The sequence below is a fragment of the Kitasatospora sp. NBC_01287 genome, from assembly GCF_026340565.1.
Classification (GTDB): Bacteria; Actinomycetota; Actinomycetes; order Streptomycetales; family Streptomycetaceae; genus Kitasatospora.
The window spans coordinates 2,221,395-2,245,121 of the sequence record NZ_JAPEPB010000001.1 but is presented as its reverse complement, the minus strand read 5'-3'; the positions used below and the strand labels follow the sequence as shown (position 1 = coordinate 2,245,121).

15 protein-coding genes and 1 pseudogene are annotated in these 23,727 nt (G+C 75.1%); 2 read left to right on the top strand and 14 right to left on the bottom strand.

Annotated elements, in window-relative coordinates:
* Positions 1–13: 13 nt before the first annotated feature.
* From OG455_RS09465 to OG455_RS09450, 4 genes are all read right to left on the bottom strand, one after another.
* Positions 14–2,218 (bottom strand): beta-galactosidase, encoded by a 2,205-nt coding sequence (locus OG455_RS09465; RefSeq protein ID WP_266292042.1) that lies wholly within the window; start codon positions 2,216–2,218, stop codon positions 14–16.
* 168 nt (positions 2,219–2,386) lie between these two features.
* Complete coding sequence (locus OG455_RS09460) at positions 2,387–3,139, bottom strand: VC0807 family protein (RefSeq protein ID WP_266292040.1); 753 nt, start codon at positions 3,137–3,139, stop codon at positions 2,387–2,389.
* 68 nt (positions 3,140–3,207) lie between these two features.
* Positions 3,208–3,807, bottom strand: coding sequence for a TetR/AcrR family transcriptional regulator (locus tag OG455_RS09455; protein WP_266292038.1), 600 nt, complete (start codon positions 3,805–3,807; stop codon positions 3,208–3,210).
* A 270-nt stretch (positions 3,808–4,077) separates the two neighbouring features.
* Positions 4,078–5,349 (bottom strand): amidohydrolase, encoded by a 1,272-nt coding sequence (locus OG455_RS09450; RefSeq protein ID WP_266292036.1) that lies wholly within the window; start codon positions 5,347–5,349, stop codon positions 4,078–4,080.
* Positions 5,350–5,536: 187 nt separating this feature from the next.
* Here OG455_RS09450 and OG455_RS09445 point away from each other — a divergent pair, with 187 nt between their 5' ends.
* Positions 5,537–5,710, top strand: a complete 174-nt coding sequence (locus OG455_RS09445; protein ID WP_266292034.1) for a thiazolylpeptide-type bacteriocin — start codon at positions 5,537–5,539, stop codon at positions 5,708–5,710.
* Between the two features lie 161 nt (positions 5,711–5,871).
* Here OG455_RS09445 and OG455_RS09440 read toward each other — a convergent pair whose 3' ends face one another.
* The 10 genes and pseudogenes from OG455_RS09440 to OG455_RS09395 all read right to left on the bottom strand — a co-directional run.
* Positions 5,872–7,935, bottom strand: coding sequence for a TOMM precursor leader peptide-binding protein (locus tag OG455_RS09440; protein WP_266292032.1), 2,064 nt, complete (start codon positions 7,933–7,935; stop codon positions 5,872–5,874).
* Positions 7,932–8,681, bottom strand: a complete 750-nt coding sequence (locus OG455_RS09435) for an ABC transporter permease (RefSeq protein ID WP_266292030.1) — start codon at positions 8,679–8,681, stop codon at positions 7,932–7,934. Before OG455_RS09435 ends, OG455_RS09440 begins: the two co-directional genes overlap by 4 nt.
* Positions 8,678–9,601, bottom strand: a complete 924-nt coding sequence (locus OG455_RS09430) for an ABC transporter ATP-binding protein (protein ID WP_266292028.1) — start codon at positions 9,599–9,601, stop codon at positions 8,678–8,680. Before OG455_RS09430 ends, OG455_RS09435 begins: the two co-directional genes overlap by 4 nt.
* A gap of 26 nt (positions 9,602–9,627) precedes the next feature.
* Complete coding sequence (locus tag OG455_RS09425; protein ID WP_266292026.1) at positions 9,628–10,863, bottom strand: peptidase M50; 1,236 nt, start codon at positions 10,861–10,863, stop codon at positions 9,628–9,630.
* Entirely contained in the window at positions 10,860–11,978 is a 1,119-nt protein-coding gene (locus OG455_RS09420) for a lantibiotic dehydratase C-terminal domain-containing protein (protein WP_266292024.1), read from the bottom strand. Before OG455_RS09420 ends, OG455_RS09425 begins: the two co-directional genes overlap by 4 nt.
* Entirely contained in the window at positions 11,971–15,063 is a 3,093-nt protein-coding gene (locus tag OG455_RS09415; protein ID WP_266292022.1) for a lantibiotic dehydratase, read from the bottom strand. Before OG455_RS09415 ends, OG455_RS09420 begins: the two co-directional genes overlap by 8 nt.
* Before the next feature lie 16 nt (positions 15,064–15,079).
* Entirely contained in the window at positions 15,080–16,798 is a 1,719-nt protein-coding gene (locus OG455_RS09410) for a nitroreductase family protein (RefSeq protein ID WP_266292020.1), read from the bottom strand.
* Between the two features lie 88 nt (positions 16,799–16,886).
* On the bottom strand, positions 16,887–18,947 hold the full coding sequence (locus tag OG455_RS09405; RefSeq protein ID WP_266292018.1) for a TOMM precursor leader peptide-binding protein: 2,061 nt from the start codon (positions 18,945–18,947) through the stop codon (positions 16,887–16,889).
* Entirely contained in the window at positions 18,937–21,231 is a 2,295-nt protein-coding gene (locus OG455_RS09400) for a TOMM precursor leader peptide-binding protein (RefSeq protein ID WP_266292016.1), read from the bottom strand. Before OG455_RS09400 ends, OG455_RS09405 begins: the two co-directional genes overlap by 11 nt.
* A 443-nt stretch (positions 21,232–21,674) precedes the next feature.
* Positions 21,675–22,451, bottom strand: a pseudogene (locus OG455_RS09395) (BTAD domain-containing putative transcriptional regulator); the annotation flags it as partial.
* Between the two features lie 320 nt (positions 22,452–22,771).
* Here OG455_RS09395 and OG455_RS09390 point away from each other — a divergent pair.
* On the top strand, positions 22,772–23,647 hold the full coding sequence (locus OG455_RS09390; protein WP_266292014.1) for an alkaline phosphatase family protein: 876 nt from the start codon (positions 22,772–22,774) through the stop codon (positions 23,645–23,647).
* Positions 23,648–23,727 lie beyond the last annotated feature (80 nt).

Below are 23,727 nucleotides of genomic sequence, written 5' to 3'. Positions count from 1 at the left end.
GGGTGGGTGTTCCTCAGGTGGTGCCCTGCGGATGGAGCAGTACCGCGGCGCCGAGCGGCTCCAGCGTCAGCCGGTCGCCGGCCAGTTGGTCGCCCGTCGGCTGGTCGCCGGCCAGTTGGTCGCCCGTCGGCTGGTCGCCGGCCAGGTGGTCGCCCGTCGGCTGGTCGCCCACCGGCCGGTCGCCCGCCGGCCCGCCGAGCAGGTCCCGGGCGCCGCGCCAGCGGGCCGGCAGCGCCACCTCGGCCGCGCGGTGGCCGTGGTTCAGCAGGAAGAGGTGGTCGGCACCGTCCGGTGAGGTCCGCACGGTGGCCTCCACCCCCTCGGGCACGGGCAGCGCCGGGGTGACGCCCGCGGCCGCGAGCACCCGGTCGAGCACCGCGCCGGTGTCCGGGCCCAGGTGGCAGCCCAGGTACCAGGCGTTGCCGTGCCGGGTCACGGCCGGTCGGCCGGCCAGCGGGCCGGCGCCGTACCGGGCGAGCGGGACGGCCCCGGCGCATTCCAGCCACTCGCTCCACAGCGTCGCGGTGAGCGGGGGCGCGGCGTCCTGCGGCGCGTCCGGGCCGGCCGGCAGTGCCGGTGCGTCCGTGCCGTCCAGCAGCACCGGCACGCCCGTGCCGTCCGCCAGCGGCCAGAACTCGTCCACCGCCAGCCCCAGCAGTTCGCGCAGCGGACCCGGCGCGCCGCCCGGGTGCACCTGGTCGTGCTCGTCCACCACCCCGCTGAACGCCCCGCAGGCCAACTGGCCGCCGCCCGCCGCGAAGGCGGCCAGCCGGTGGGCGTCGGCGGTGCGCAGCAGGTAGAGGTTGGGTGCCAGCACCGCCCGGTAGCCGCCGAGTTCGGCTTCGGGGCGGACGAAGTCCACGGCCACCCCGCGCCGGTGCAGCGCCGCGTACCAGGGCAGCAGCAGCTCGGGCCAGCGCATCCGGGCCGAGGGGTGCTCGTCCAGCTCCAGCGCCCACCAGGACTCCCAGTCCAGCACGATCGCCGTCTCGGCCCGGGTGCGCCCGCCCGCCACCGAGCCCAGCCGGGCCAACTCGGCGCCGAACCGCACGGTCTCGCGCCAGCCGCGCGAATCGGTGCCCCGGTGCGGCAACATCGCGCTGTGGAACTTCTCGGCCCCGGCGCGGGAGGCCCGCCACTGGAAGGAGAGCACCCCGTCCGAGCCGTGTGCCACCGCCTGCAGCGCCCAGAGCCGCCGCTGGGCGGGCGTCTTGGGCACGTTGACGGGCCGCCAGCTGACGGCCGAGGGTGCCTGCTCCAGCAGCAGCCAGGGCGCGCCGCCCTTGAGCGAGCGCATCAGGTCGTAGTTGAGCGCCGCCCGCACCGGGGCCCGCGGGTCGGCCGGGTCCGGATACGCGTCGTCCGAGACCAGGTCCTCGTGCTCGGCCCAGCGCCAGAGGTCCAGCGGCTTGGACATCGACATGAAGTTGGTGGTGACCGGCACCCCGGGGGAGAGCTCGGCCAGCACGGCCCGCTCGGCGCGGTGGCAGGCCAGCAGCGCGTCCGAGCAGAACCGGCGCCAGTCCAGCTGCTGGGTCGGGTTGATGGGTCCCGGGGCCCGGCGCGGCGGCTCGACCTCGTCCAGCTCGCGGTAGCGCTGGGACCAGAAGGCGGTGCCCCAGGCCTGGTTGAGCCGCTCGACGGATCCGTAGCGCTCGGTCAGCCAGCGGCGGAAGTCGGCCGCCGACCCGGCGCAGAAGCACTCGGTCACGTGGTCGCCGTACTCGTTGTGCACGTGCCAGAGCGCCAGCGCCGGGTGGTCGGCGTACCGCTGGGCCAGCGCCCTGGTCAGCCGGACGGCCGCCGCGCGGTAGACCGGCGAGGAGGGGCAGTAGTGCTGCCGGGAGCCGAACTCCAGCCGCACCCCGTCGGCGGTGACCGGTAGCAGCTCGGGATGGGCGCGGACCAGCCAGGCGGGCGGCGAGGCGGTCGCGGTGGCCAGGTCGACGGCCACGCCGTGCGCGTGCAGCAGGTCGAGCAGCCGGTCCAGCCAGCCGAACTCCCATGTCTCGGGGCCCGGTTGCAGCTCGGCCCAGGCGAAGACGCCGACCGTGACCAGGTTGACCCCGGCCTGCCGCATCAGCGCGGCGTCCTCGGCCCAGACCGGCTCGGGCCACTGTTCGGGGTTGTAGTCGCCCCCGTGCAGCAGCCCCGGCACCCGGGTCAGGCGGCGCGCGACGGGCGCGGCAGGAGCGGTGGGAACGGGGCGCGCGGTCAAGCCTGCCTCCCGGGAGGGGGGTTACCGGATTCCGTACACAGCACACAGAATCAAACGGAACCGCACCCCACTCGTCAAGGGCACCGCGGGACCCGCGCACCGCGAACGGCGGCCCCGCCCGGACCAGGTCCGGGCGGGGCCGCCGTTCACCTCCTGGCTGACGGAGCGTCAGACCTTCAGCCCGTTGCGGGTGATGTACCAGAAGTGGAAGCCGAACAGGGCGCCCAGCACCACCAGCCACTGCAGCGAGTTGACCAGCGGCACCGCGTTGATCGGCAGGGTGTAGGCGAAGGTCACCCGGATCGCGGCGTCCAGCAGGAAGCCGCCGCCCCAGACCGCGGTGAGCAGCCGGATCTGGTGCCGGAAGACCGGCTCGGTGTTCCAGCGGTCGAGCCACTGCTGCGCGCCGGCCTCGCCGATCTTCGCGGCGACGATGGAGCGGGCGGCGGTCAGCATGAACGGGCGCTGGGTGGCCAGGGTGCCGAGCACCCAGAGGCCGATCACCCCGAAGAGGCCGCTGTCGCGCACCAGCAGCACCCGGGGGCTCCCGGTGAGCAGTGACATCAGCGCGCCGACCGCCATCAGTAGCAGGGTGAAGACCGGCATCGCCTCCAGGCGGCGGCTCTTCACCATGCCCTGGACCACCCAGGGCGCCAGCAGCAGACCGCTGATCAGCAGCGCCGCCCACTGGCTCAGGCCCACGCCCACCAGCACGTAGTAGCCACCCAGCGGGATGGCCAGCTCGAAGACCAGCGACATGATCAGCTTCTTGCGGCCGGCGGCGGTGCGGCGCTTGACCTCCGCCGGGTCGATCGCCGGCACGGCCGTCGGGTCGGTGGCCGGCGCGGTGGCCGACGTGCCGCTCGGATCCGCGGTTGTCGCGCTCGCCGTCTGAGCCGGGTGCTCCACGAGGTTCCCCATGACGGTCTTTCCCCTCACTGAGTGTTCTGCCTGATCTGCTGTGGCTGGTCGGTTGCCGCGCTCGGCCGTCACGGCTCCCGGCGGGTGGCGCGCTCGAAGAGGTCGGCCAACTGGCGGGCCAGCGGAGCCACATCGAGATGGGGCTCCGAGTGCCAGCGCATGACCACGGCGTCGATCGCGCCGCGCAGCGCCGTGACCATCACCCAGGTGTCGAACTCGCCGAACTCGCCGAGCGCCTGACCCTCCTCCAGCCGCTTCTGCTGGATCTCCATCATCGAGCGTGCCGAGTCGCGGTACCCCAGCAGGGATGGGTCGCTCCCCTGCAGGTTGGGCACCACCTCCAGGAGCGCGGCGAGGTGCTTGGGGTAGACCGAGAGCAGTTCGATAGTGGACTCGATGTACGCCCGGAGTCGACCCCTATTTCCCTCGGCCGCCTCGATCCGGGGCAGCATGTACTCCTCGGAGACCCGCCACACCTCGGTGGCGACCGCGCGCATCAGGTCGTCCTTGCCGGCGAAGTGGTACGAGATCATCCCGGTGCTGCTGAGCCCCGCCTGCTTCGCGATCTTGGCGAAGGAGGTCCTGGCGTAGCCGACCTCGGCAAGCACCTCGATCGCGCCCTGCACGATCTGGGTGCGCCGCGCCGACTCGGTGAACGTGCGCCCCATCTTCCCGCTCCTCGCCGTCTTGCTCGCTTGAGCTGTTCATTGCTCACCCGAGCTACTTCTTGCTTGCCTGAGCAAGAAGCTACGCCCTTTTGCTCAGGCGAGCAACCCCAGGGCGACCCCTGTTCCGGACCGCCGCACCCCCTAGGGGCGAGAGTTGGCCGACCACTCATCGGCCGACGACTCATCGGCCGACCACTCATCGGCCGACGACTCATCGGCCGAACACAGCTGCCCCGTCCGGCCCCCTCCCCGGTCAGCTCGCGAGGTCGGTCAGCTCGTGGGGTCGGCCAAGGCGGTGCGGGCGGCGCTGGTGAGGGCGGCGATGCCGGTGCGCAGGGTGAGGGGGAGGTGGGGGCGGAACTCGGGGGAGTGGTTGGCGGGGAGGGCGGCCAGCTTCTCGGCCGCGCCGGCGCCGGGGGCGGCGGCCCACTGGGCGGGGCCGACCATGCCGAGCATCCAGTAGGCGGTGCGGATGCCGGGGACGCCGTGCAGCGGGCGGCCGGCCTCGCCGAGCAGGGGGAAGTCCTCGGTGGCCGGGGAGGGGGGCCAGTCGGCGACCCGGGCCGGGCCGAAGGCCCGCTGGTGGGCTGCGCGGACCCGGGCGGTCAGTTCGGGGTCGGGCAGGTTCACCCCGGAGCGGGCGAGCTCCTCGACCTCGGGTTCGCGCGGGCAGCCGGATACCAGCGCCTCGCCCCTGGCGACCCGCAGCACGGCGGCGGTGACCCGCTCCAGGGCCGGCTCGGAGAAGGCGCGCACGGTGACGGTCAGGGTGGCCCGGTCCGGGATCACGTTGCTCGGGCCGCCCGCCTCCAGCGAGCCGACGGTCACCACCACCTGCTCGGCCGGGGCGCTCTCCTGGGCGACCGCCCCCGGCAGCCGCAGCACCACGGCGGCCGCCGCCTGGATGGGGTCCACCGCCAGGTGGGGGGCCGCCGCGTGGCCGCCGCGCCCGTGCAGCACCAGGCGCAGGGTCCGGCTGCCCGCCGTCACCGGGCCGCGCCCGTGGGCCACCAGGCCGGCCGGCAGCGGGGCCGTGTGCTGGGCGAGCACCACCGAGGGCGGCTCGAAGCGCTCGTAGAGGCCGTCGGCCAGCATCGCCCGCGCGCCGCTCAGGGTCTCCTCCGCGGGCTGGCCGACCACCAGCACGGTGCCGCGCCAGGCCGCCGCCGACCCGGCCAGCTCCGCCGCCGCGCCGACGGCGCAGGCCAGGTGCAGGTCGTGCCCGCAGGCGTGGGCCACCGGGACGGTCCGCCCGTCGGCGGCCACCGCCGTCACCTCGCTCGCGTACGGCAGACCGGTGCGCTCGGGGACGGGCAGCGCGTCCAGCTCCGCGCGCAGCAGCACCACCGGGCCGGGGCCGTTGCGCAGCACGCCGACCACGCCGTGGCCGCCGATGCCGCAGGTGACCTGGTACCCGGCCGTGGCCAGCCGCTCGGCGAAGCGCGCGGCGGTGCGCCGCTCGGCGCCGGACAGCTCGGGGTTGCGGTGCAGGTCGAGGTAGAACTCGGCGACCCGGGCGAGCGCTTCGCTGGTCGTGGTCATTCCGGGCTCCCGCCGGTCGTGGTGGTCGTGGTGGTCGGTGAGGTGGACGGCGTGGTGATCGGTTGACGCGTGGTGGTCAGTGAGGTGTCAGTGGACCGCACCGGGAGGTGCCAGCGGTCCGCCGTACAACTGGTGGTGCGGCCCCTCCGGTGGCCGTGGCGCCGCCCGCATCCACGAAGGAGTCCCCATGGCCGACAACTCCCTTGCCTCGCTCGCCGAGGAGATCCTGAACCTCGAGTCGGAGACCTTCGAGATCAGCGACTACTCGGACACCAGCGAGGTCATGCTGGGCTCCTCGACCAGTTGCTCCAGCACCAGCACCTGTTCCAGCACCACGAGCACCACCAGCTGCACCGCCTGATCCACCGCACCGCCTGATCCACCCGCAGCACCTGATCGACCGCTGCACCGGTGCACCGCTGCACCACCGCACCGCCGCACCACCTGAACCGGCGCGGCCGGCCGCGTCACTGGCCGGGTGACCGGCCGAGCCGCTGCCCGGTCCCGCCCCGTCCCCGCTCACTACGGGAACGGGTGCGGGACCAAACGCAGTTCGGCCTCGGTCAGGTCGGTGGCCCGCAGCCCGCCGCGGCGCGGCGCGGTGCGCAGCCGGGGCAGCAGCAGCGCGCGCTGGCGCGACCAGCCGAAGTCGATCGGCAGCAGGCCGGGCACCAGGGTGCAGACCGTGCGCAGGCCCAGGGCGGCCTGCTCCGGGGTGGTCTGGTCGACGGCGATCACGTCGAAGCCGGCCCGGACCAACTCGTCGCGGCAGAAGAGCAGATCGTCCAGCAGGTCGCCGGAGTCGGGCCGCTCCTTGAGCCAGCCCCGGTAGGCCCCCGCCGCCTCGCGCCGCTCGGCCGGCTCCAGGTAGCCGCGCGCGTGCTCGGCCATCCGGGGCAGGCCGAAGAGCGCGGCGTGGTCCGGCAGCCGTCGCACCAGCTCGAAGTCATCGGCCATGGCGGCCAGTTCGGCTGGGCGGGCGCTCACCTGGCCGGGCAGGTGCGGCAGGTAGGTGAGGATCTCGGCGACCGCCGAGGCGAGGGTGGCCTGCGGGTCGAAGCCGGCCGAGGCGGCGAAGGCCAGCGTGCCGGGCCCGCCGTCCTCGCGCACCGCGAGCGCGGTGACCACCGGGACGGCCAGGTCCACCCGGTTGTCGAAGGCGCGCACCCGGTAGCCGCGCAGCGCGGCCCGGTCCACCATCGCGCGCAGCGCCGGGTCGGCGCCGGCATCCAACTCCAGCTCGGGCAGCGCCAGATCGCCGTACCAGCCGAGCAGGAAGGCGTCCCGCTCGATCAGTTCGAGCAGGCCGAAGAGGATCGCCTCCTCCAGGCAGCTGCCGATCGCGCAGCCGTTGGAGCACTCGAAGACGAAGTTGTCGGCGGCCACCCCGGCGCTGTAGTAGCAGAGTCGGGCCGGGACCAGGATCGGACGCTCGTCGCGCAGCGACCAGCCGCGCACCCAGGGGATCGGGCGGTCGGGGTCGAAGGGGCGCAGCAGCGGGTCGTCCCGGTAGGTCCGCTCGGCGTACAGGCCGCAGTCGCGCGGGTCCAGCGCGCCGCCCGCCAGGTTGCGGAAGGAGTCGGTGAGCGGCGGCGCGGTGCGGCGGCGGTGGGTGCCCGCATAGCGCTCCAGGCCCTCCAGGAAGGCCAGCGAGCGGCTGGTGGCGGTCGCGTCGGCCTGTCCGCTCCAGGTCACGTCGGTCAGCCCGGCGTAGCCGCGCATGAAGACGCTGCCGGCCACCGGGGCGGTGGTGGGCGAGGTGACGTCGGCCCAGGTGCCCGCGCCCAGCACGCCGCAGACCGGGTTGGCCAGCGCGTCGGCGGGCAGCGGGTAGCCGCCCACCGGGCGCAGCCGGTAGCTGGCCGGGGCCGGCTTGGGCCGCGAGCGCAGCGGCAGCACCGGGCCCTCGCCGGCCTGCGGCGCGCCCCGGGCCGCGCACCATGGGCAGAGCGGCTCGGCGAGCAGTGGCACGGTCCGCACCCGCAGCGTCTCCAGGTCGAGCCGGCCGACCAGGCGCGCTCCGGCGGCCTCGTTCGGGTCATCGGCGTTCCGGACGGCGGGTGTTGACCGCTCCAGCACCGCCTGGTGCAGCGCCCAGAGCGCGTCCACCGTGTGCTCGGTCAGCACCGGCCAGCCGGGTCCGACCGGGGTGACGGCCTGCCCGGTCTCCAGCGCCTCCCGCTCGGTGCGGCTGCGCAGCCGCTGCCAGCGCATCGCCAGGCAGACCCCGCAGGGCCCGCCGGAGCCGTCCGGCCCGTTCAGGCCGTTCAACCCATCTGGACCGCCCGTACCGCCCGTACCGCCCGTACCGCCCGTACCGCCCGTTCCGCCCGTTCCGCGCGGCCCGCCCACGCCGCCCCAGGGCCCCACCAGCACCGCCTGCGCGCTCAGGTGCACGGTGGCCCGGGCCCGCCGGTCGGCCGCTTCGGCGGGCTCGGGCCGCAGCAGGTCGGCGGCGCCGAGCACGACCACCTCGGGGGCCGGCCGCCCGGCCGCGGCGGCCCGCTCGGCGAGCCGCCGCGCCAGGCCGTTCCGGGCCGCCGCCAGGAACTCCGCTGACTCGACCAGCGGCTGACGATCCGTCATGACTTCTTGCTCCAACGGAAGAAGCGGCCGGCCAGCAGGGCGAAGAGCAGCGCGAAGCCGGCCAGCGCCGCGCAGTCCAGCGCGGGGACGCCGAGACCGCCGCGCCCGCCCAGCGCGTCGGTGACCCCCTCGTCGAAGTAGCGCAGCGGCAGCACCCGGGAGAGCGAGCGCAGCCAGCCCGGCATCAGGTCGATCGGATAGAACGCGCCGGACAGGAAGGCCATCGGCACCATCACGCAGTTGGCCACGGCCGCCACGGCCTCGGGCGTGTCGGCCAGCGTGCCGACCACCAGCCCGAGCGCGGCGAAGGCGGTGACGCCCAGCACCAGCACCGGCAGTGCCAGCGGCCAGCGGTCGTCGATCCGCAGCCCGAAGGCGGCCAGCGCGACGGCGGTGAAGAGCAGCGCCTGGATCAGGCCGGTGCCGAGTGCCACCAGGTAGCGGGCGCCGAGCACCGTGCGCAGCGGGGTCGGGGTGCGCCAGATCAGGCGCAGCAGGTCGTCGCGCCGCCAGTGCATCAGGGTGAAGGCGACCCCGAAGAGGGCCGCGTTGCCGATCCCCCAGGAGAGCACCCCGGGCGCGATGTAGTTGATGTACGACAGGCCCCCGCTGACCGACTGGCCTTGGAAGATCAGCCCGAAGACGACCAGGAAGACCAGCGGGAAGGCGAAGGTGAAGATCACCGAGGTGCGGTCCCGGACGTAGGCGAGGTAGCTGGCCCTGGTGACGGCGGCGTAGGCGTTCACAGGCGGTGCTCCGATCCGGTCAGCGCCAGGTAGGCGTCCTCCAGGGTGGCGGTGCGGGTCTGCACCTCGGCCAGGTCGACCAGTTCGCCGAGCGCGATGAGCACCCGGCTCGCGGCCCTGGTCCAGAGGACCAGTTCGCCGCCCTCGACCTCGACCCGCTCGACCTCGGGCAGCGCCTTCGCCCGTGCGGGTGGCAGCCGGTACGCGGGCAGCGAGAGCCGGGTGGGTCCGGCCAGTGACCTGATCAGGTTGCCGGGGCTGTCCACGGCCAGGATCGAGCCGCGCGCGATGATCGCCACCCTGTCGCAGAGCGTCTGCGCCTCCTCCAGGTGGTGGGTGGTGCAGACGATGGTGCGGCCCGCACCGCGCAGCGCGGCGAGCGCCGCCCAGAGCGAGCGCCGGGCGGCGGGGTCGAGTGCGGCGGTCGGCTCGTCCAGGAAGATCAGCTCCGGGTCGTGGACCAGCGCGGTGGCCAGCGCCAGTCGTTGGCGCTGACCGCCGGAGAGGTCGCTGACCCGGCTGCGGGCCTTCTCCCCCAGCTCCACCAGGTCCAGCGCGCGCCGCGCGGCGCCGCCGTCCAGCCGGTAGAGCGCGGCCACGGTCTCCAGGTGCTCCAGCGCGGTCAGCCGGGTGAAGAAGGCGGAGGCCTGGGTCTGGATGCCGAGTCGGCTCAGCAGGCCGGTGTTCCGCGGCCAGGGCTGCTCGCCGAGCACCGCCACCTGCCCGGCGTCCGGTCGGCGCAGGCCCTCGATGATCTCCACCAGCGTGGTCTTCCCGGCGCCGTTGGGGCCGAGGATGCCGAAGAACTCGCCTCGTCCCACGGTGAGGGAGACCCCGTCGAGCGCCTGGGTCTGCCCGTACCGCTTGCTGACGCCGGTGAGCGCCACCGCGGGGCCGGGCGGGGTCGTCGCTGTGCTCATCTGCTCCGTGCTCTCTGTCGCTGACATCAGGTCACCTGCCGGTCGCGCAGGCCGCGTAGCAGCAGGCCGGCCGCCCAGAGTCCCAGCGCCAGCCCGGCGGCCAGCAGCGGGGCCCAGCCCGCCACCGGCGCCCAGCCGGCCGGCAGCAGGCGCCGCCCGAGCGGTCCGAGCGCCGCCAGGGCCGCCGCCGCGAGGGCCGCGCAGAGCAGCGCGTAGCCGCCGTAGACCAGCCGTAGCTGGGTGGGGTATGCGCCCAGGGCCGCTCGCTCCGGACCCGCGCCGCGCCGCAGGGCCGCGCGGGCCGTCACGCCGGCGAAGCGGCGGCTCTCGCTGGCCAGCCGCAGGCAGTCCACGGCGTGGCCCAGCGCCTGGTAGCCGTCCAGCGGCGGCAGCGGCAGCAGGTTGGCCAGCGCCAGCGCGGTGCCGAGCAGCAGCAGGCCGCCGAGGAAGGGACGGGCCTGGGCGTGCGGTGGCAGCAGGGCCCAGGCCGGGTACCAGGGCAGCAGGAAGACCAGGTTGGCCAGCGCGCCGGCGCCGGCGGTGGCCAGCTGCGCGCGCCGCCGGGCGAAGAACTGCACGTCCGCCACCTCGCAGTACAGGTAGCTCACCGGCAGCCGCCAGCGCAGCCCGATCTCGGTGATCCGCCCGCCGTGGGCGCGTCCGACCAGGCCGTGCGCCAGCTCGTGCAGCGCCAGGCCCAGCCAGAGCAGGGTGCCGACGGCGAGCAGCGCGACCGGCTGGTGGAACAGTTGCCCGGTCTCGCGCAGCAACTCGCCCAGGTGCCGGGCGATTTCGGTCAGCAGGGCGGCGACCAGGACGAACAGCGGGAGGAGGAAGCGGCGGTGGCGGGCGAAGCCGGTGGCCGCGTGCAGCCGGTCGAGCAGCGCGGGCGCGTCGGCGACCAGCTTCACCCGGCCGCTCAGCACGGTGGAGCGGGGTGGCTCGGTCGGCGGTTCGGGCGCCGGGGCCGGGGCGTCGGTGAGCAGGCCGCGCCCGTACAGCAGCCCGAGCAGCTGCTGCCACTGCGCCTCGCCGAGCCGGGCCCGGAACCGCTGGGCGTAGCCCTCGCCCAACTCGGCCAGCGAGCGGGTGCCGTCCAGCCGGCTGATCAGGAAGTGCTCCTTGACCCCGATCTCCAGCCGCTTGCCGCTGACCGGGTCGCGCAGCAGGTGGACCACCGCCGGGCCGCGCCGCAGCGGGCGGCTGATCAGGATCTCCGGGCGCAGCCGGGGCCGCAGCTCCAGGAGTTGACGGACCGTCATGGTGCCACCGCGCCGGCCGGTTCGCGCAGCGCGCGGGCCAGCACGTAGGAGAGGTAGGCCTCGTCGCGCACGGTCACCGAGAGCCGGTTGTTGGTCATGTGCGCGTAGGGGGAGAGCAGCATCGGCAGTGCCTGCGCCGCCTCGGTGACCGGCAGGTCGCGCTCGCCGTCCCAGGAGCGGAAGACCAGCTCGCCGCGCTCGGCCAGCCCCACGGCCCGCGCGCGCAGCTCCAGGCAGTGCTCGGCCCAGCCGCGCAGCAGGGTGGGCAGTTGCGCGAGCTCCCCGGCGCCGACGGCCGCCCGGACGGCGCGGAACCGCCCGGCCAGTGTCTCGCCGGTGCTGCCGTAGGCCCGGTCGTAGCCCTGCTGGGCGGTGAAGTTGGTGCCGGCGAAGGCCCCGTTCCAGAAGGCGTGGTAGCGGTCCAGGAAGGTCAGCAGCTGCTCCTGGTCGGCGAGGAAGCAGGCCGACATGGTCATCATCAGCTGCGCGGCCAGGCCCAGCACCACCGTGCGAAGGTGCAGGTTCATGCTGCGGGTGGCCTCGATCACCAGGTCGCTGGAGCGCTGGAAGTGCCATTCGGCGAGCGCCACCCCGGCCGGGCCGCCGTACTTGCCGTACTCGGGTTCGTAGGGCTCGATGCTGAAGGTGTTGTTGGGGCGCAGCCGCATCCGCCCGTCCGGGCCCAGCAGCCGGGCCCGGTCCTCCTCGCGGTACTCCAACTCGAAGAGGGTCTCGTAGAGTTCGGCGAAGAAGCTGTCCTTCACCTGGTAGAGGGCGGGGCGGCGGCGCAGGAAGGCCGCGATCGCCGCCTCGGCGTGCTCGCGGACCGGCGCGGCGGCGGCCGCCGTGGCCGGGCGCAGCCGCAGCCGCAGGTGCGGGCCCTCCAGCCAGTAGTTGAGGAAGAAGTACCCGGCGAGCAGGCCCTGCCCGGTCAGCTCGGCGACCAGCGGGCGCACGCACTGGAGCAGCAGCGGGCGCGGACTGGCGGCGTAGAAGACGTGGAAGGCCTGCCAGTCGCCGGGGGTGGCCTGGGGGGTGGCTCGGGAGGCGGCCCGGGAGGCGGCCCGGGGATCGGCCTGGGGATCGGCCTGCGGGGCGGTCGGGTGGTCAGCCACGGCTCGGCTCTCCTTCCGGGGTGCTGCGGGGCGCGGGGGCGGTCCGGGGTGCGGGGTGCGGGGGCGGCAGGATCTCCAGGGCGAGTTCGGCGACGTGCCGGCCCTCGGCGGAGCGCACGTGCAGGTCGTCGTCGCCGGGCAGCATCTCCTCCAGCACCAGCCGGCCCGGGCCGCCGCCGAGCAGGCCGTCCAGCGCGAGCAGGGAGAGCGGGCTGGCGAAGTCGACGTACTGCGGCTTCGTCGTGCCGAGTTGCCCGCCGCTGTCACTCTCCGGACGGAGTCGGGCGAAGAGCTGGGTGGGCAGCCGGTGGCGGCGGCGCCAGCGCTGCCAGTCCAGGAAGCGATCGGCCTCGCGCTGTCCGGGCCGGGGGCGGGGCAGAGCCTCGGCGGTGACGGTCCAGCTGCGCCGGTGCAGCACCAGCCGGCCGTAGCGGACCCGGGGGCGGTGGGTGACCCCTTCGGTGGCCGGCCCGGTGGGCACCCCGCGCCACAGCTCCGGGGTGACCCGGGAGGTGGGCGAGAAGAGCAGCAGGCTGCGCGGCGTCTGCGGCAGCACCATCGGGACCAGGTAGCCCAGGTAGACCGGGACCACCTCGCGGTCCAGCCGCCGCGAGCGCAGCAGCAGCCGGTCGGCGACCTCGTCGTGCTCGACCACGAGGTCCTCCAGGTGCAGCCGGGCGGCCGCGGGGGCGGTGCTGGTCTCGCCCGGGCAGACCAGCTCGTAGTCGGTCAGCCGGGCGTGCAGGTTGAGGTTGGTGGTGGCCGCCCCCGCGGTGACCTCGGCGAAGACCGCGCCCGCCGGCTGGGCGGCGCGCAGCCCCTCGCGCAGGGCGGCGGGCAGGTCGGTGGGCGGACCGGCGGGCGGTTCGGTGGGCGGTTCGGTGGGCGGTCCGGCGGACGATGCGGCGAGTGGTCCGGTGGGTGGTTCGGCGAGTGCTCCGGTAGGCGCTTCGGTGGGCTGCGCGAAGCAGTGGGTGAAGCGGGTGAACGGGAAGGCCAGGCCGCCGTAGGAGTGGTTGAGCACCACCAGCGGCTCGCGGCCCGGCCCTCCGGCGGCGAGTTGGACGAAGTGGCTGTGCGGCGCGAACGCCTGCCCGAGCGGCGCGAGTTCGGCGGCCACGGCGGCCAGGTCGGCGGCCGTCAGCAGCAACTCGGCGCGCTCCTCGGCGTGCTCCTCGGCGCCTTCCTCCGCGCCTTCGTCGGCGTGCTCCTCGGCGTGCTCCTCCCAGTGACCGCGCATCCGGCGGGCCAGTTCGGCGCGGGCCCGGTCCAGTGCGGTGAGTTCGGGCAGGCCCAGCCAGTTCTCCTCGGGCGGGTAGCCGCCGTGCTCGGCCCGGGCCGGCGCCAGCGCGGTGAACTGCAGGTACTGGTCGAAGATGTCCTCGTGGAAGTCGTGCACCAGCTGCAGCAGATCCGTGCAGCGGCCACCGCGGCCGTAGCGGGCCAGGAAGAAGCCCTTGAGGGTGAGGCGCTGGGCCAGGCCCAGGTCGAAGAGCGGCAGGATCGGCGCGAGTTCGGCCAGCGGCCGGGCGGCGAGCGCGGCCCATCGGGCCCCGTCGGCGCCCGTCTCGCCCGCCGCCACGTCCTCGTAGAGCAGCGTCTGCGGCACAGGGCCCGCCGTGGCGTCGAGCGACTGCTGAAGCTCCGTCAACTCGCCTCGCAGCTCGGCCAGCAAGGTTCGGCGGGTCGGCGCGTCGGCCGCGGGATAGCGGTCGATGACGGCGGCCGGCCCGGCGAGCCGCTCGGCGGTCGCGGTGGCCCACGGGCGGTCCAGCGCGCGCAGCGCGGCCTGGAACGCGCGCACGGGGTCGGCGGCGTGCACATCGGTGGCCAGCGCGGGCAGTTGCAGCATGCCGACCTCCAGCAGCGCGCGCAGGTAGCGCTCGGCGTCCGCCGTGCTGCCACCGGCCTCGGCGTGCAGCAGGTCGGCGAGTTCGCCGTAGCGGATCAGTGCCCGCCCGCCGAAGAGCTCGATCAGCTGCTCCAGCACGCCGCTCAGCCGCAGGAAGAAGAGCCGGTCCCGTGCGGCGTCGAAGCTCACCGGCGTGGCGCCGTCGGCGGCGGTGACCGAGCGCTGCACGTAGCGGACCCGGTCGTCGGTCAGCTCCCAGCCGGAGGCCAGCGTCAGCGGTAGGTCGCGGCGGCGCACCGGGTCGGCGGCGATCAGCTCGGCCAGCCGGGCCAGCGCCACCACGTTGAGCCGCGGGTGGCTGCTCCGCGCGGCGCCGAGCAGCAGCTCACCGGGTGGCAGCTCACCGGGTGGCAGCTCACCGGACGGCAGCTCACCGGACGGCAGCTCACCGGACGGCAGCTCACCGGACGGCAGTTCACCGGACGGCAGTTCGGCGGGGTGCCCGGTCCGTTGGTCGGTCGGCGCGGCGGTGAAGTGGCCGAGTGCCACCGGGGTGAAGGTGCTGAACGGGCTGGTCTTGCAAGCGGTCCGGTACAGGTAGGAGAGGAGTGAGCGCTCCAGCTTGCGGGCGCGCTTGTCCAGCGGCGCGGCCGGATCGCTGGGCCGGTTGCCGCTGGGTCGGTTGCCGTTGGGTCGGTCGCCGTTGGGTCGGCCGCCGTTGGGTCGGTCGTCGCCGAGCCGGTCGGCCAGCGCGGGGGAGGCGAGCAGCAGGCCCAGGCGCAGCTCGTCCCGCTCCGCGAGCTTCTGCAACGCGGCTCGGGTGGCGGCGAGTTCAGCGGTGAGGGTGGGCTCGCCGCGGGCGTCGAGCCGGGCCAGCCGCTGCCGGGCGTCCAGCCACTCGGTCAGCAGCGCCCCGGTCGCGGAGTCGAGCCCGGCCGCCAGGGCCCGCGCCGCCGCCACGTCCGTGGGCAACCGGTTGTTGAACACCTGCCGCCGCAGCGCCAGCAGTTCGCGCCGCCGCGCGGCGTCGTCGATGGTCCGCACCCGCGCCGAGAGCGGTTCGCTGAGCCGGGCGCCGAGTTCGGCCAGTCGCTCCTCCTCGGTCAGCAGCCGCTCGGCCCAGTCGAAGGCCTGCGGCGCCCGCAGGCCGTGCACCGCGTCGACGGGCAGGCCGCCGACCCGCAGCATGAAGTACCGTCCGAGCCCGTGGTCGAGGGCCCTCTCGCTGGTCAAGGCTGCTCCTCGCACGTCAGGCGATCCGGTGGTCGAAGTCGGCCGGTCGGCGCTGCTCCTGGCCGACCATCATGATCAGCATCGGCACTTCGCCGCTGCCGGTCAGGGCCAGGTGCTCGGCGTAGGAGACGCAGTCGAAGCCGAGCGCCACGCCGCAGGCCAGCCCGGCCGCGGCGGTGGCGGTGTAGCAAGCCTGCGAGACCGCGCCGACGGTGGCGTTGACCAGGCGCAGGCCGCGGTCGCCGACCGCGTCCAGCACGGCGGCGATTGGCGCCGCGACCATCACCACCGCGCCGGCCTGCTCCAGGTTGTAGTTCGCCAGGAAGTAGTTGGCCTGCAGGAAAGCGCCCGGCGCGCCCGCGTGCAGCCGGGTGAGCGAACCGTCGTCGGGGTGGTAGCGGTAGGCGCCCGGCGGCACGTCCGCGACCTGGTTGGCGAAGACGTAGAGCCTGGCGGGCGCCGTGCTCCGGGGGCTCCGGGGGTCCTCGATGTCCTCGGGGCTCTGGGGGCTCTGGGGGTCCTGGGGACGCTCGGCGTCGGTGCCCAGCCGGGCGGCCGTGGCGGCGGCCGCCAGGGTGGTGGCCAACTGCTCGGCGGTCAGGCCCGGCGCGGTGGTGAAGCGGCCGAAGCTGCTGCGTCTGGCCCGCAGCGCTGTGCGTACGTCGGCGGTCAGCGGGCGCGGCGCGGGCAGCCGCAGTCGCTCGCCCTCGCCGGGGGCGTCCTCGCCCCGGAAGCTCCCGCCCCCGGCCGCGACGGCGCCGAGCGCGGCGTCCAGCACCCCGGGGGCCGGGCGCTCGGTCGCGCCCGCCAGGGTGGCGGCGTGCACCCGCTGGACCGTCTCGAAGCCGAACACCCGGCGCGAGCGCTCCTGCTCGGTCGCCCGCACCCGTACGTCCGGCAGGTCCGTCCTCGCGCCCGGCGCCACGTCCAGCCCCGCGTCCGGCCTGCGCGCGGGCCCGGCGCCGTCCTGCCGCCCGCCGTCCTGCCAGCGCAGCGGGACCACCGCGAAGACACCCTCCTGCTCGGGCACCATGCCGAGCAGCCGGGTCAGCCGCTCCTCGTCGAACCAGAGCGCGGCGCCGATCCGCAGGCCGTGCGCGCCGGCCCAGATCCGCCAGGTCTCCAGCAGGGCACCCAGGTCCATCGCGACCACGTGGTACGCGAAGCTGTTGTACTTGAAGGCGTTCTGCCAGAACTTGACCCCGAGCACCAGGAACTGGTCGGTCGGCGGCCCGAACCCGCCCAGCGCCGCCGTGACGTGCGCGGACACGTCGCCGGTCAGCAGCCGCTCCATCGCGTGCTGCCCGCTCGCGTAGTGGTAGACGCCCGGGGTCAGCGGGCCGCTCGGGCCGCAGACCCAGTGCACGCCGAGCGGATAGAGGCCGCCGCCCGAGGCCGTGCCGCGCGAGTAGTTGGCGTGGGTGGCCAGCGGCAGCGAGCCCAGGTCGGAGTTGGCCTGCACGGCCAGCCGCCGACCGGTCAGGCCGTAGGAGTCGCGCAGCATCCCGCCGAGCAGCTCCAGGGTGAACCCGCCGTCCCCGAACGGGCCGTGCAGCCCGCGCTGCACGGTGGCGGCCGGGCCGACCACGCCGTCCGGCAGCGGGAACCGCTCGGCGCCGGGGAAGTACTTGCCCTTCCTGGGCCGGTCGGCCCAGTCGGGCACGAAGTCGGCGGGCTCCATCGGGACCCGGCCGCGCCGCATCACCGCGGCCGCGTACTCGTGGGCGTAGCCCATGGGGGCTCCTCTCTCAGGCGCACGGAATCGAGGGTCCTGACGGTCCGTCAAGCAAGCTTGTCCCAGCACCCCGTATGGCATCGGGTGCTCAGGGGAACGGGTGCGGGGCCGGGTTGAGGTCCTCGTCCCGCAGGTCGTGCCCGCGCAGCCCGGCCTCGCGCGGCGCGGTGCGCAGCCGGGGCATGGTCAGCGCCCGCTGCCGCCGCCGGCCGAAGTCGATCGGCAGCAGGCCGGGCACCAGCACGCTCACCGTGTGGAGCCCCAGGGCGCGCTGCTCGGGCATCGTCTGGTCGACCACCACGACGTCGAAGCCGCGTGCGGCCACCGCCTCGACGCAGTGCCGCAGATCCTCCCGTAGGTCGGGGCCCGGCCGGATCGCTCCCGGGCCCGCTCCCGAGCCGGCTGCCGAGCGGGCTCCCGAGCGGGCTCCCGGCGCACCGGCCGACCGCGCGGCCGGTGCGGTGATCGGCCCCCCGGCCGACCCTCCGTCCGGCGCGCGCAGCAGGAAGTCGGCGTACCGGGCCATCTCCGGCAGCCCGTAGAGCAGCGGGTGGTCGTGCAGCACCCGGACCTGGTCGAAGTCGGCGGCCATCGCGCGCAGCCGCCGCTCCTCGCGGGCCGTGCGGCGGCGCAGGTTGACCGCGTCGGTGGCGATCTCGCACAGCCCGGCGGCCAGCGCCGCCTCCGGGTCCAGGCTCGCGCCCGCGCCGAAGCAGAGCCGGCCCAGGCCGCCGTCGATCCGCTCGGCGACGGCGGTCACCACCGGGATCGGGAAGCTGATCCGGGTGTCGAAGAACCGGGCCCGGTAGCCGTGGAGCTCCAGCCGGTCCACCATGGCCCGGGTCTGCGGCCGGGTGCTGCTGCGGACGTCCAGCTCGGGCAGTGCGAGCTGCCCGTACCAGGCGAGCAGGAAGGCGTCGCGCTCGATCACCTCCATCAGTCCGAAGTAGATCGCCTCCTCCAGGCAGCCGCCGGAGGCGCAGCCGTTGGAGCTCTCCTGGACGAAGCGGTTCGCCACCCCGCCCGGCGCGTGGTAGTAGCTGAGGATCTCCGGGACCAGCAGCGGCCGTTCGTCGCGCAGCGACCAGCCCCAGACCCACGGGATCGGGCGGTCCGGCTCGAACGGCCGGATGCCGGGCTGAAGTCGGTGGAACTCCGCGTCGTAGAGGCCGCACTCGCGCGGATCGACCGCCTGCCCGGCCAGCTCCGCGAAGGCGGCCCGCACCGTGGTGCGGCGCCCGCGCGGACGCATGCCGGCGTACCGCTCCAGCCCCTCCAGCAGGCCGACTTCGGTGCTGCCGCGGTAGTCGGCGCTGTGCCCGCCCCAGAACGCCTCGCGCAGGTAGCTGCCGGAGCGCAGGGTGAAGCAGCCGACGGTGGAGGAGGTGGAGCCGGAGACCAGGTCGGGCACCACCGAGGGGCCGAGCATTCCGGTGACCGGGTTGACCAGGGCGGGCAGCGAGAGGCCGTACTCCTGGACCGGACGCCGGCGGAAGTCGTCCAGGGCCCGCTTGGGGCGGGCGCGCAGGGTGAGCCGGGCGGCCTCGGCGCTGTCGTCGGTGCGCGGGTCGCAGTGCGGGCACTGCGCGTCGGGTAGCAGCGGGAAGCCGCTGACCCGCAGCGTCTCCAGGTCCAGCAGGTGCACCCGGCCGCTGCTGCCGCTCTGCTGACGATCCGTCAGAAGTGTCGCCAGCGCCGCGAGCGCGTCGGCGACGAACGGCACGGCCCAGGGCGGCTCGCCCACCGCCCGGGTCTCGCCCGTCGCCCGGGTCTCGCCCGCCGCCCGGGTTCCGCCCGCCGGCGTGTCGGCCGCGCTGTTCGCCTCCTCACTCCCGCCGCCGCCGAGTTCGAGCGCCTCGCGCAGCGGGCCGGAGCGCACCGCCTGCCAGCGCCGGGCCAGGCAGCGCGGGCAGGGGGTGCGGGTGCCGTCGGGCCCCCCGGTGTCGCCCGGGCCGAGGATCGCGTGGTGGCCGTAGAGGAGGACCGGGGCCGGATCGGCCGGGGGCTCGGTGACCGCCAGCTCGTCACGCACGCCCAGCAGTTCGGGCGGCACCGGTAGCCGCTCGGCCAGCCGGGCCCGGGTCGCCGCCCAGAGCCCGGTGGCCACGGCGCCCGCCGGGCCGGGGCGCTCGATCAGCTCAGTGCTCACCCGTGATCCCGTCCAGCAGTAGGGCCTTGACCACCTGGAGCCGCCCGGACCGCAGGTCGGCGGCGCCCGCCGGGGCGAGCAGTACGTCCCGGCCCGCCGCCCGCAGCCGGGCCAGCACCTCGGACCAGGAGCGCCGAGCGGTCAGCTCGTCGGCCGGCTCGTCGGCGGTGCCGCCGCCGGGCACCAGCACCGCCGGGTCCAGGCCCGCCAGCAGGGTGTCACCCGCGTCGCCCTGCTGCCCCGGGCCCAGGTCGCGGCCGAGTTGGACCAGCCCGAGCAGGTCGCGGGCCGCCGCCAGCACCGCGTCCCGCAGGCTCGGGCCGCTGCCCAGCGCCCACCGGGTGCCGCCGTCGCGGGCGAGCACCACCGGCAGCGGCTCCTCGGGGCCGCCCAGCCGCAGCAACTCCAGGTCCACGCCCAGGTTCTTGGCCGCGCGGACCAGGAAGGTGAGTTCGACGTCGGACAGCAGCAGGTCGAGCGGCACCACGGCGGGCTCGGCCGCGCCGCGTAGCGCCCTGCGCAGCGCGTCGTAGCCGAGGGCGGAGCAGAGCGCCCGCGCGCTCGCCTCGGCGAGGGTGCCGCCCGCGCCGCCGCCAGCGCCGGTGGCCTCGAAGCCGCGGTCCTGGTTGTGCGGGCCGAACGGGCGCAGCGCGGCGGCCGGTACCAGGTGCGTGCGGCCGGTCAGCAGCGAGCGGGCCGGTCCCCAGGCGGTCACCCGGCCGATCGGCAGGCCGCTGGCGGTGCTCAGCGCCGCCGGGTCCACCGCGACCAGGTCGGCCGTAGCCGGGTCGACGGTCGTCGCCCCGCGCAGCGCTGCCGGGCCCGTCGTCGCCCCGCCCGTCGCTGCCTGGCCGGTCGCTGCCTCGCCCGTCGCCGCCAGGCCGGCCGGTTCGACGACGAGTCCGGCCGGCGGGATCACCTGCTCGGCGTAGAGCTCGGCCGCCCTGCGCAGTGCGCGCAGCCGGGCCCCGGCGACGTGGTGCACGTCGAAGGCGGTGATCCGGCGGCGCAGGCCGGGGCGCAGGTTCAGCGTCACGGTGCCGGCCTTGAGCGGCGTCTGGTGCCAGGCGTCGTCGGCGTACTCGCTGAAGAGGCCGGCCCGCGGCTGCACCAGCACCGCCCGGGCTTCGAGTTCGGCCAGCGCGGCCTGGGCCGCCGCCTCCTCGGCCGCGCCGTCGGCGGGTTGCGGGCGCGGGGCGCTCGCGGCGTCCAGCTCGGCGGTGGTGGGCGCGACCGGCTCGGGGTCCTCGGCCAGCGCCGCGCAGCGCGGGCAGCGCGGGTGCGGCAGCAGCGGCTCGCAGACGACGTCCAGCGAGTCCAGGTCCTGCACGATCAGCTTGCCGTCGGTCTCGGCGGGCAGCGCGCCGGTGGCGAGCCGGAACACCTCGTAGCCGAGCAGGTTGCCGAGCATCGCGGCCAGTGGCCGGCCCGGCTGCCGGCCGGTGTACTCCAGCGGAGCGAGCGGCGCCACCCGGCTCCACAGCTCGGCCGCCTCGCCGGGCTCGCCGTTGGCGCCCAGCCGCAGCGCGGCGCAGACCCAGCAGCCGGCCCGGCCGGCGGTCAGCAACGGGCCCAGCACGGCGCGGTCGCCGATGGTCCAGGCGGGCAGCAGCCTTCTGCCCTCGGGCAGTTCCGCCGCCAGCAGCTCCAGCACCTGTGCGGCTCCGCTGGTGACCACCACCACGTCGGCGTCCGCCAGTTGGGCCCAGCCGGCCACCGGCGGGAGCTGATGTATCGTCACTGGACATCCGTCGTTGCCCAGTTCGGCCGCCTCGGCGGTGACCTCCGGGAAGTCCCGGCGCAGGGAGAGCTCGGCGCACCCGTTGCGGACCAGGCTCAGCGCGCACCAGCGGGCCAGCTCGTCCTCGCCCAGCACCGCGACCCGGGTGCCCCGGTAGCGGGCGAAGCGGGCCGCCGCGTCGTCCACGTAGTGGTCGACGTAGTCGACCTGGGCGGCGAACCGGGCGGCCACCTCGGGGGAGAGCGGCGCCGGGTTCTGCGGCGCGGGTCCGGCGTCGCGGGCGAAGCCGCGGCCGTAGAGGGCGCCGACCAGTTCGGTCACCATGCTGCGCTGGTTCTCGCCCAGGCCCGCGCAGATGTCCGCGAGGCGGTTCGTGCCGTCCAGGTGCGGGACGATCAGCGCGGCGAAGCGGTAGGCGTTCTTCGTGGTGAGGCTGAAGCCGCCGTGCGCGTTGTGGAAGAGCACCCCGGTCGGTGTCCGGGTGTACAGCACGTCGCGGCGGATCCGCGGACGCGTCTGGGCGATCTCCTCGTACAGGGCCATGTCCCTCACACCTCTTTGCTGCGCAGCGGGGCGGCCGGAAGCCGCGGGGGTCCGGGGTGGTCAGGGTGGGCGGCGGGCACCCGGTCCGGCGGGGCCGGTTCGTCCGCCACGTCGCGGGCGGGGGCGCGGGCGGGCACGCGGGCCGGTGCCGTCGCCCAACTCCCCTCCGCGGCCTGGGTGAAGGAGCGGAGCAGTTCGTGCACCCGGTACTGTCCGCGCGGGCCCTCGCGCAGCAGGCCGGCCTGCACCAGGCCGGCCAGCACCAGCTCGCCGGTGGCCGGGGCACCCGGCTCGGGCAGCGCGGGCGGCCCGCCCGCGGCCCCGCGCACCTCGGCGGGGCCGGCCGCGCCCAGGACCCGCTGTCCACCCGGGCCTCCCTGCGCGCCCGCGGCCCCCGGCCCGCCCGTGCCCCCGTCCGCGCCCGGCCCGGCGGCGGCGCTCCCCACCGACTCGCCCCGCAGCACGGCCAGTTCGAGCCTGCGCAGGGCCGGGCCCGGGTCGACGCCGAGCTCCTCCAACAGGTGGTCGCGGACCCGCCGGTACTCGGCGAGCGCGTCGGCCCGGCGCCCGGTCCGGTAGAGCGCCTCGATCAACTGCTCCCAGAACCGCTCGTGCACCGGGTGCGAGCGGGCCGCCGACCAGAGCTCGGCGAGCACCTCGCGACATCGGCCCAGTGCGAGTTCGATGTCGTAGACCCGCTCGGCGGTGCGCAGCCACTCCTCGGTGAGCCGGGGCACCTCCTCGCGGTGCACGGCGTCGGAGGGCACGTTGCCGAGCACCGGCAGCTGCCACAGCGCCAGCGCCCGCCGCAGCAGCACCAGTCGCTCGGCGAGATCGGCGGTCGGCTCGGCCCGCTCCAACAGCGCGCGGAACTCCAGCAGGTCCAGGGTGCCCGCGTCGGCGACCATCCGGTAACCGCCGGGCAGCGCCTCGATGGTGCGCCCGGCGATGCCGTACCGGGCGAAGAGCCGGCGCAGCCGTAGCACGCAGGAGTGCAGCGCGGCCTTCGCGGTGGCGGGGATCTCCTCGCCCCAGATCGCGCGCTGCAGCCACTCCACCGAGACCACCGTGTTCGGACGCACCAGCAGCGCGGCCAGCAGGGTGGCCGGTTTGGAAGGTTGCAGCACCGCGGTCTCGTGCCGATCGGCGATGGCGAGCAGCCCGAGGACGGTGAACCGGGCAGCCTCATCGCCTGGTCCGGCCCCCTCGGTCCCGCCCATGGCTCACTCCCTGGTGCGCTCGCGACTGTTGACTGGACATCGTCCAGTTCTGCCAGTCCGTGAAGGTACTTGCTGCAAATTGAGCAAGTCAACGGATCTGACGTCTCTCTGATTCATCATCACCAGGCGTTCAGTTCCACCGTGGCGAGTGGACGGGCGGTGTCGAGAGCCTTGCCACCGGATCCTGGGAAGTTCACTCTGCTGACAGGCCATGGACAACTGCCCCACGCTGGTTGTGCCTAGGCTCTGTCCCCGCACCGCCTCCGTGAGCCGGACCATCAGGTCCGGCTCGTGCCGCCCCGGAATTCCTGGAGTCCCCCATGCGTTCGAGGTCGCGTCTCGCCGCGCTGTGCGCCGCCGCCCTGACGACCGCCGTGTCGTTCACCGCCGCCCTCTCCTCGGGCAGCTCGGCCGTCGCCGCACCCGCCGCGGCACACGCCGTCCCCACTCCCGCGCACGTGGTGGTCGTGATGGAGGAGAACCACTCCTTCGACGACATCATCGGCGACACCGCCGACGCGCCCTACATCAACTCGCTGGCCGGTCAGGGTGCCCTGCTGACCTCCTCGTTCGGTGTCACCCACCCCAGCGAGCCGAACTACATGGCGCTCTTCGGCGGCAGCACCTTCGGCCTGACCGGCGACACCTGCCCGGTCAGCGAGGGCACCAAGGCCAACCTCGGCTCCGAACTGCTGGCGGCCGGCGACACCTTCAAGGGCTACTCCGAGGGCCTGCCCTCGGTCGGCTCCACCAAGTGCACCTCGGGATCCTACGCCCGCAAGCACTCGCCGTGGGTCAACTACAGCAACATCCCCACCGCCGACCAGCAGCCCTTCTCGGCCTTCCCGACCAACTACAGCTCGCTGCCCACCCTGTCGTTCGTGATCCCGAACCTCAACGACGACATGCACGACGGCAGCATCGCGCAGGGCGACACCTGGCTGAAGAACAACCTGGCCGGCTACGCGACCTGGGCCGCGGCGAACAACAGCGTCCTGATCGTCACCTGGGACGAGGACGACTACACCGAGAGCAACCAGGTACCGACCATCGTCGTCGGCGCCCACGTCACCCCGGGCCAGTACAGCGAGACGATCAACCACTACAACCTGCTCGCCACCCTCGAGCAGATGTACGGGCTGACCAAGGTCGGCAGCAGCAGCACCGCGACGCCGATCACCGACATCTGGAACTGACGCACCAGCAGCACCAGGCGCCGCCGGCACGACCGGCACGACCGGCACGACCAGCACCGCCCGGTACGACCAGCGGCACC

What these genes read in the sequence shown, in the direction of transcription:
- OG455_RS09460 (WP_266292040.1), bottom strand. Translation starts at nt 3,139, where the DNA reads ATGGGGAACCTCGTGGAGCACCCGGCTCAGACGGCGAGCGCGACAACC.
- OG455_RS09455 (WP_266292038.1), bottom strand. Translation starts at nt 3,807, where the DNA reads ATGGGGCGCACGTTCACCGAGTCGGCGCGGCGCACCCAGATCGTGCAG.
- OG455_RS09450 (WP_266292036.1), bottom strand. Translation starts at nt 5,349, where the DNA reads ATGACCACGACCAGCGAAGCGCTCGCCCGGGTCGCCGAGTTCTACCTC.
- OG455_RS09445 (WP_266292034.1), top strand. Translation starts at nt 5,537, where the DNA reads ATGGCCGACAACTCCCTTGCCTCGCTCGCCGAGGAGATCCTGAACCTC.
- OG455_RS09440 (WP_266292032.1), bottom strand. Translation starts at nt 7,935, where the DNA reads ATGACGGATCGTCAGCCGCTGGTCGAGTCAGCGGAGTTCCTGGCGGCG.
- OG455_RS09430 (WP_266292028.1), bottom strand. Translation starts at nt 9,601, where the DNA reads ATGAGCACAGCGACGACCCCGCCCGGCCCCGCGGTGGCGCTCACCGGC.
- OG455_RS09425 (WP_266292026.1), bottom strand. Translation starts at nt 10,863, where the DNA reads ATGACGGTCCGTCAACTCCTGGAGCTGCGGCCCCGGCTGCGCCCGGAG.
- OG455_RS09410 (WP_266292020.1), bottom strand. Translation starts at nt 16,798, where the DNA reads ATGGGCTACGCCCACGAGTACGCGGCCGCGGTGATGCGGCGCGGCCGG.
- OG455_RS09400 (WP_266292016.1), bottom strand. Translation starts at nt 21,231, where the DNA reads ATGGCCCTGTACGAGGAGATCGCCCAGACGCGTCCGCGGATCCGCCGC.
- OG455_RS09390 (WP_266292014.1), top strand. Translation starts at nt 22,772, where the DNA reads ATGCGTTCGAGGTCGCGTCTCGCCGCGCTGTGCGCCGCCGCCCTGACG.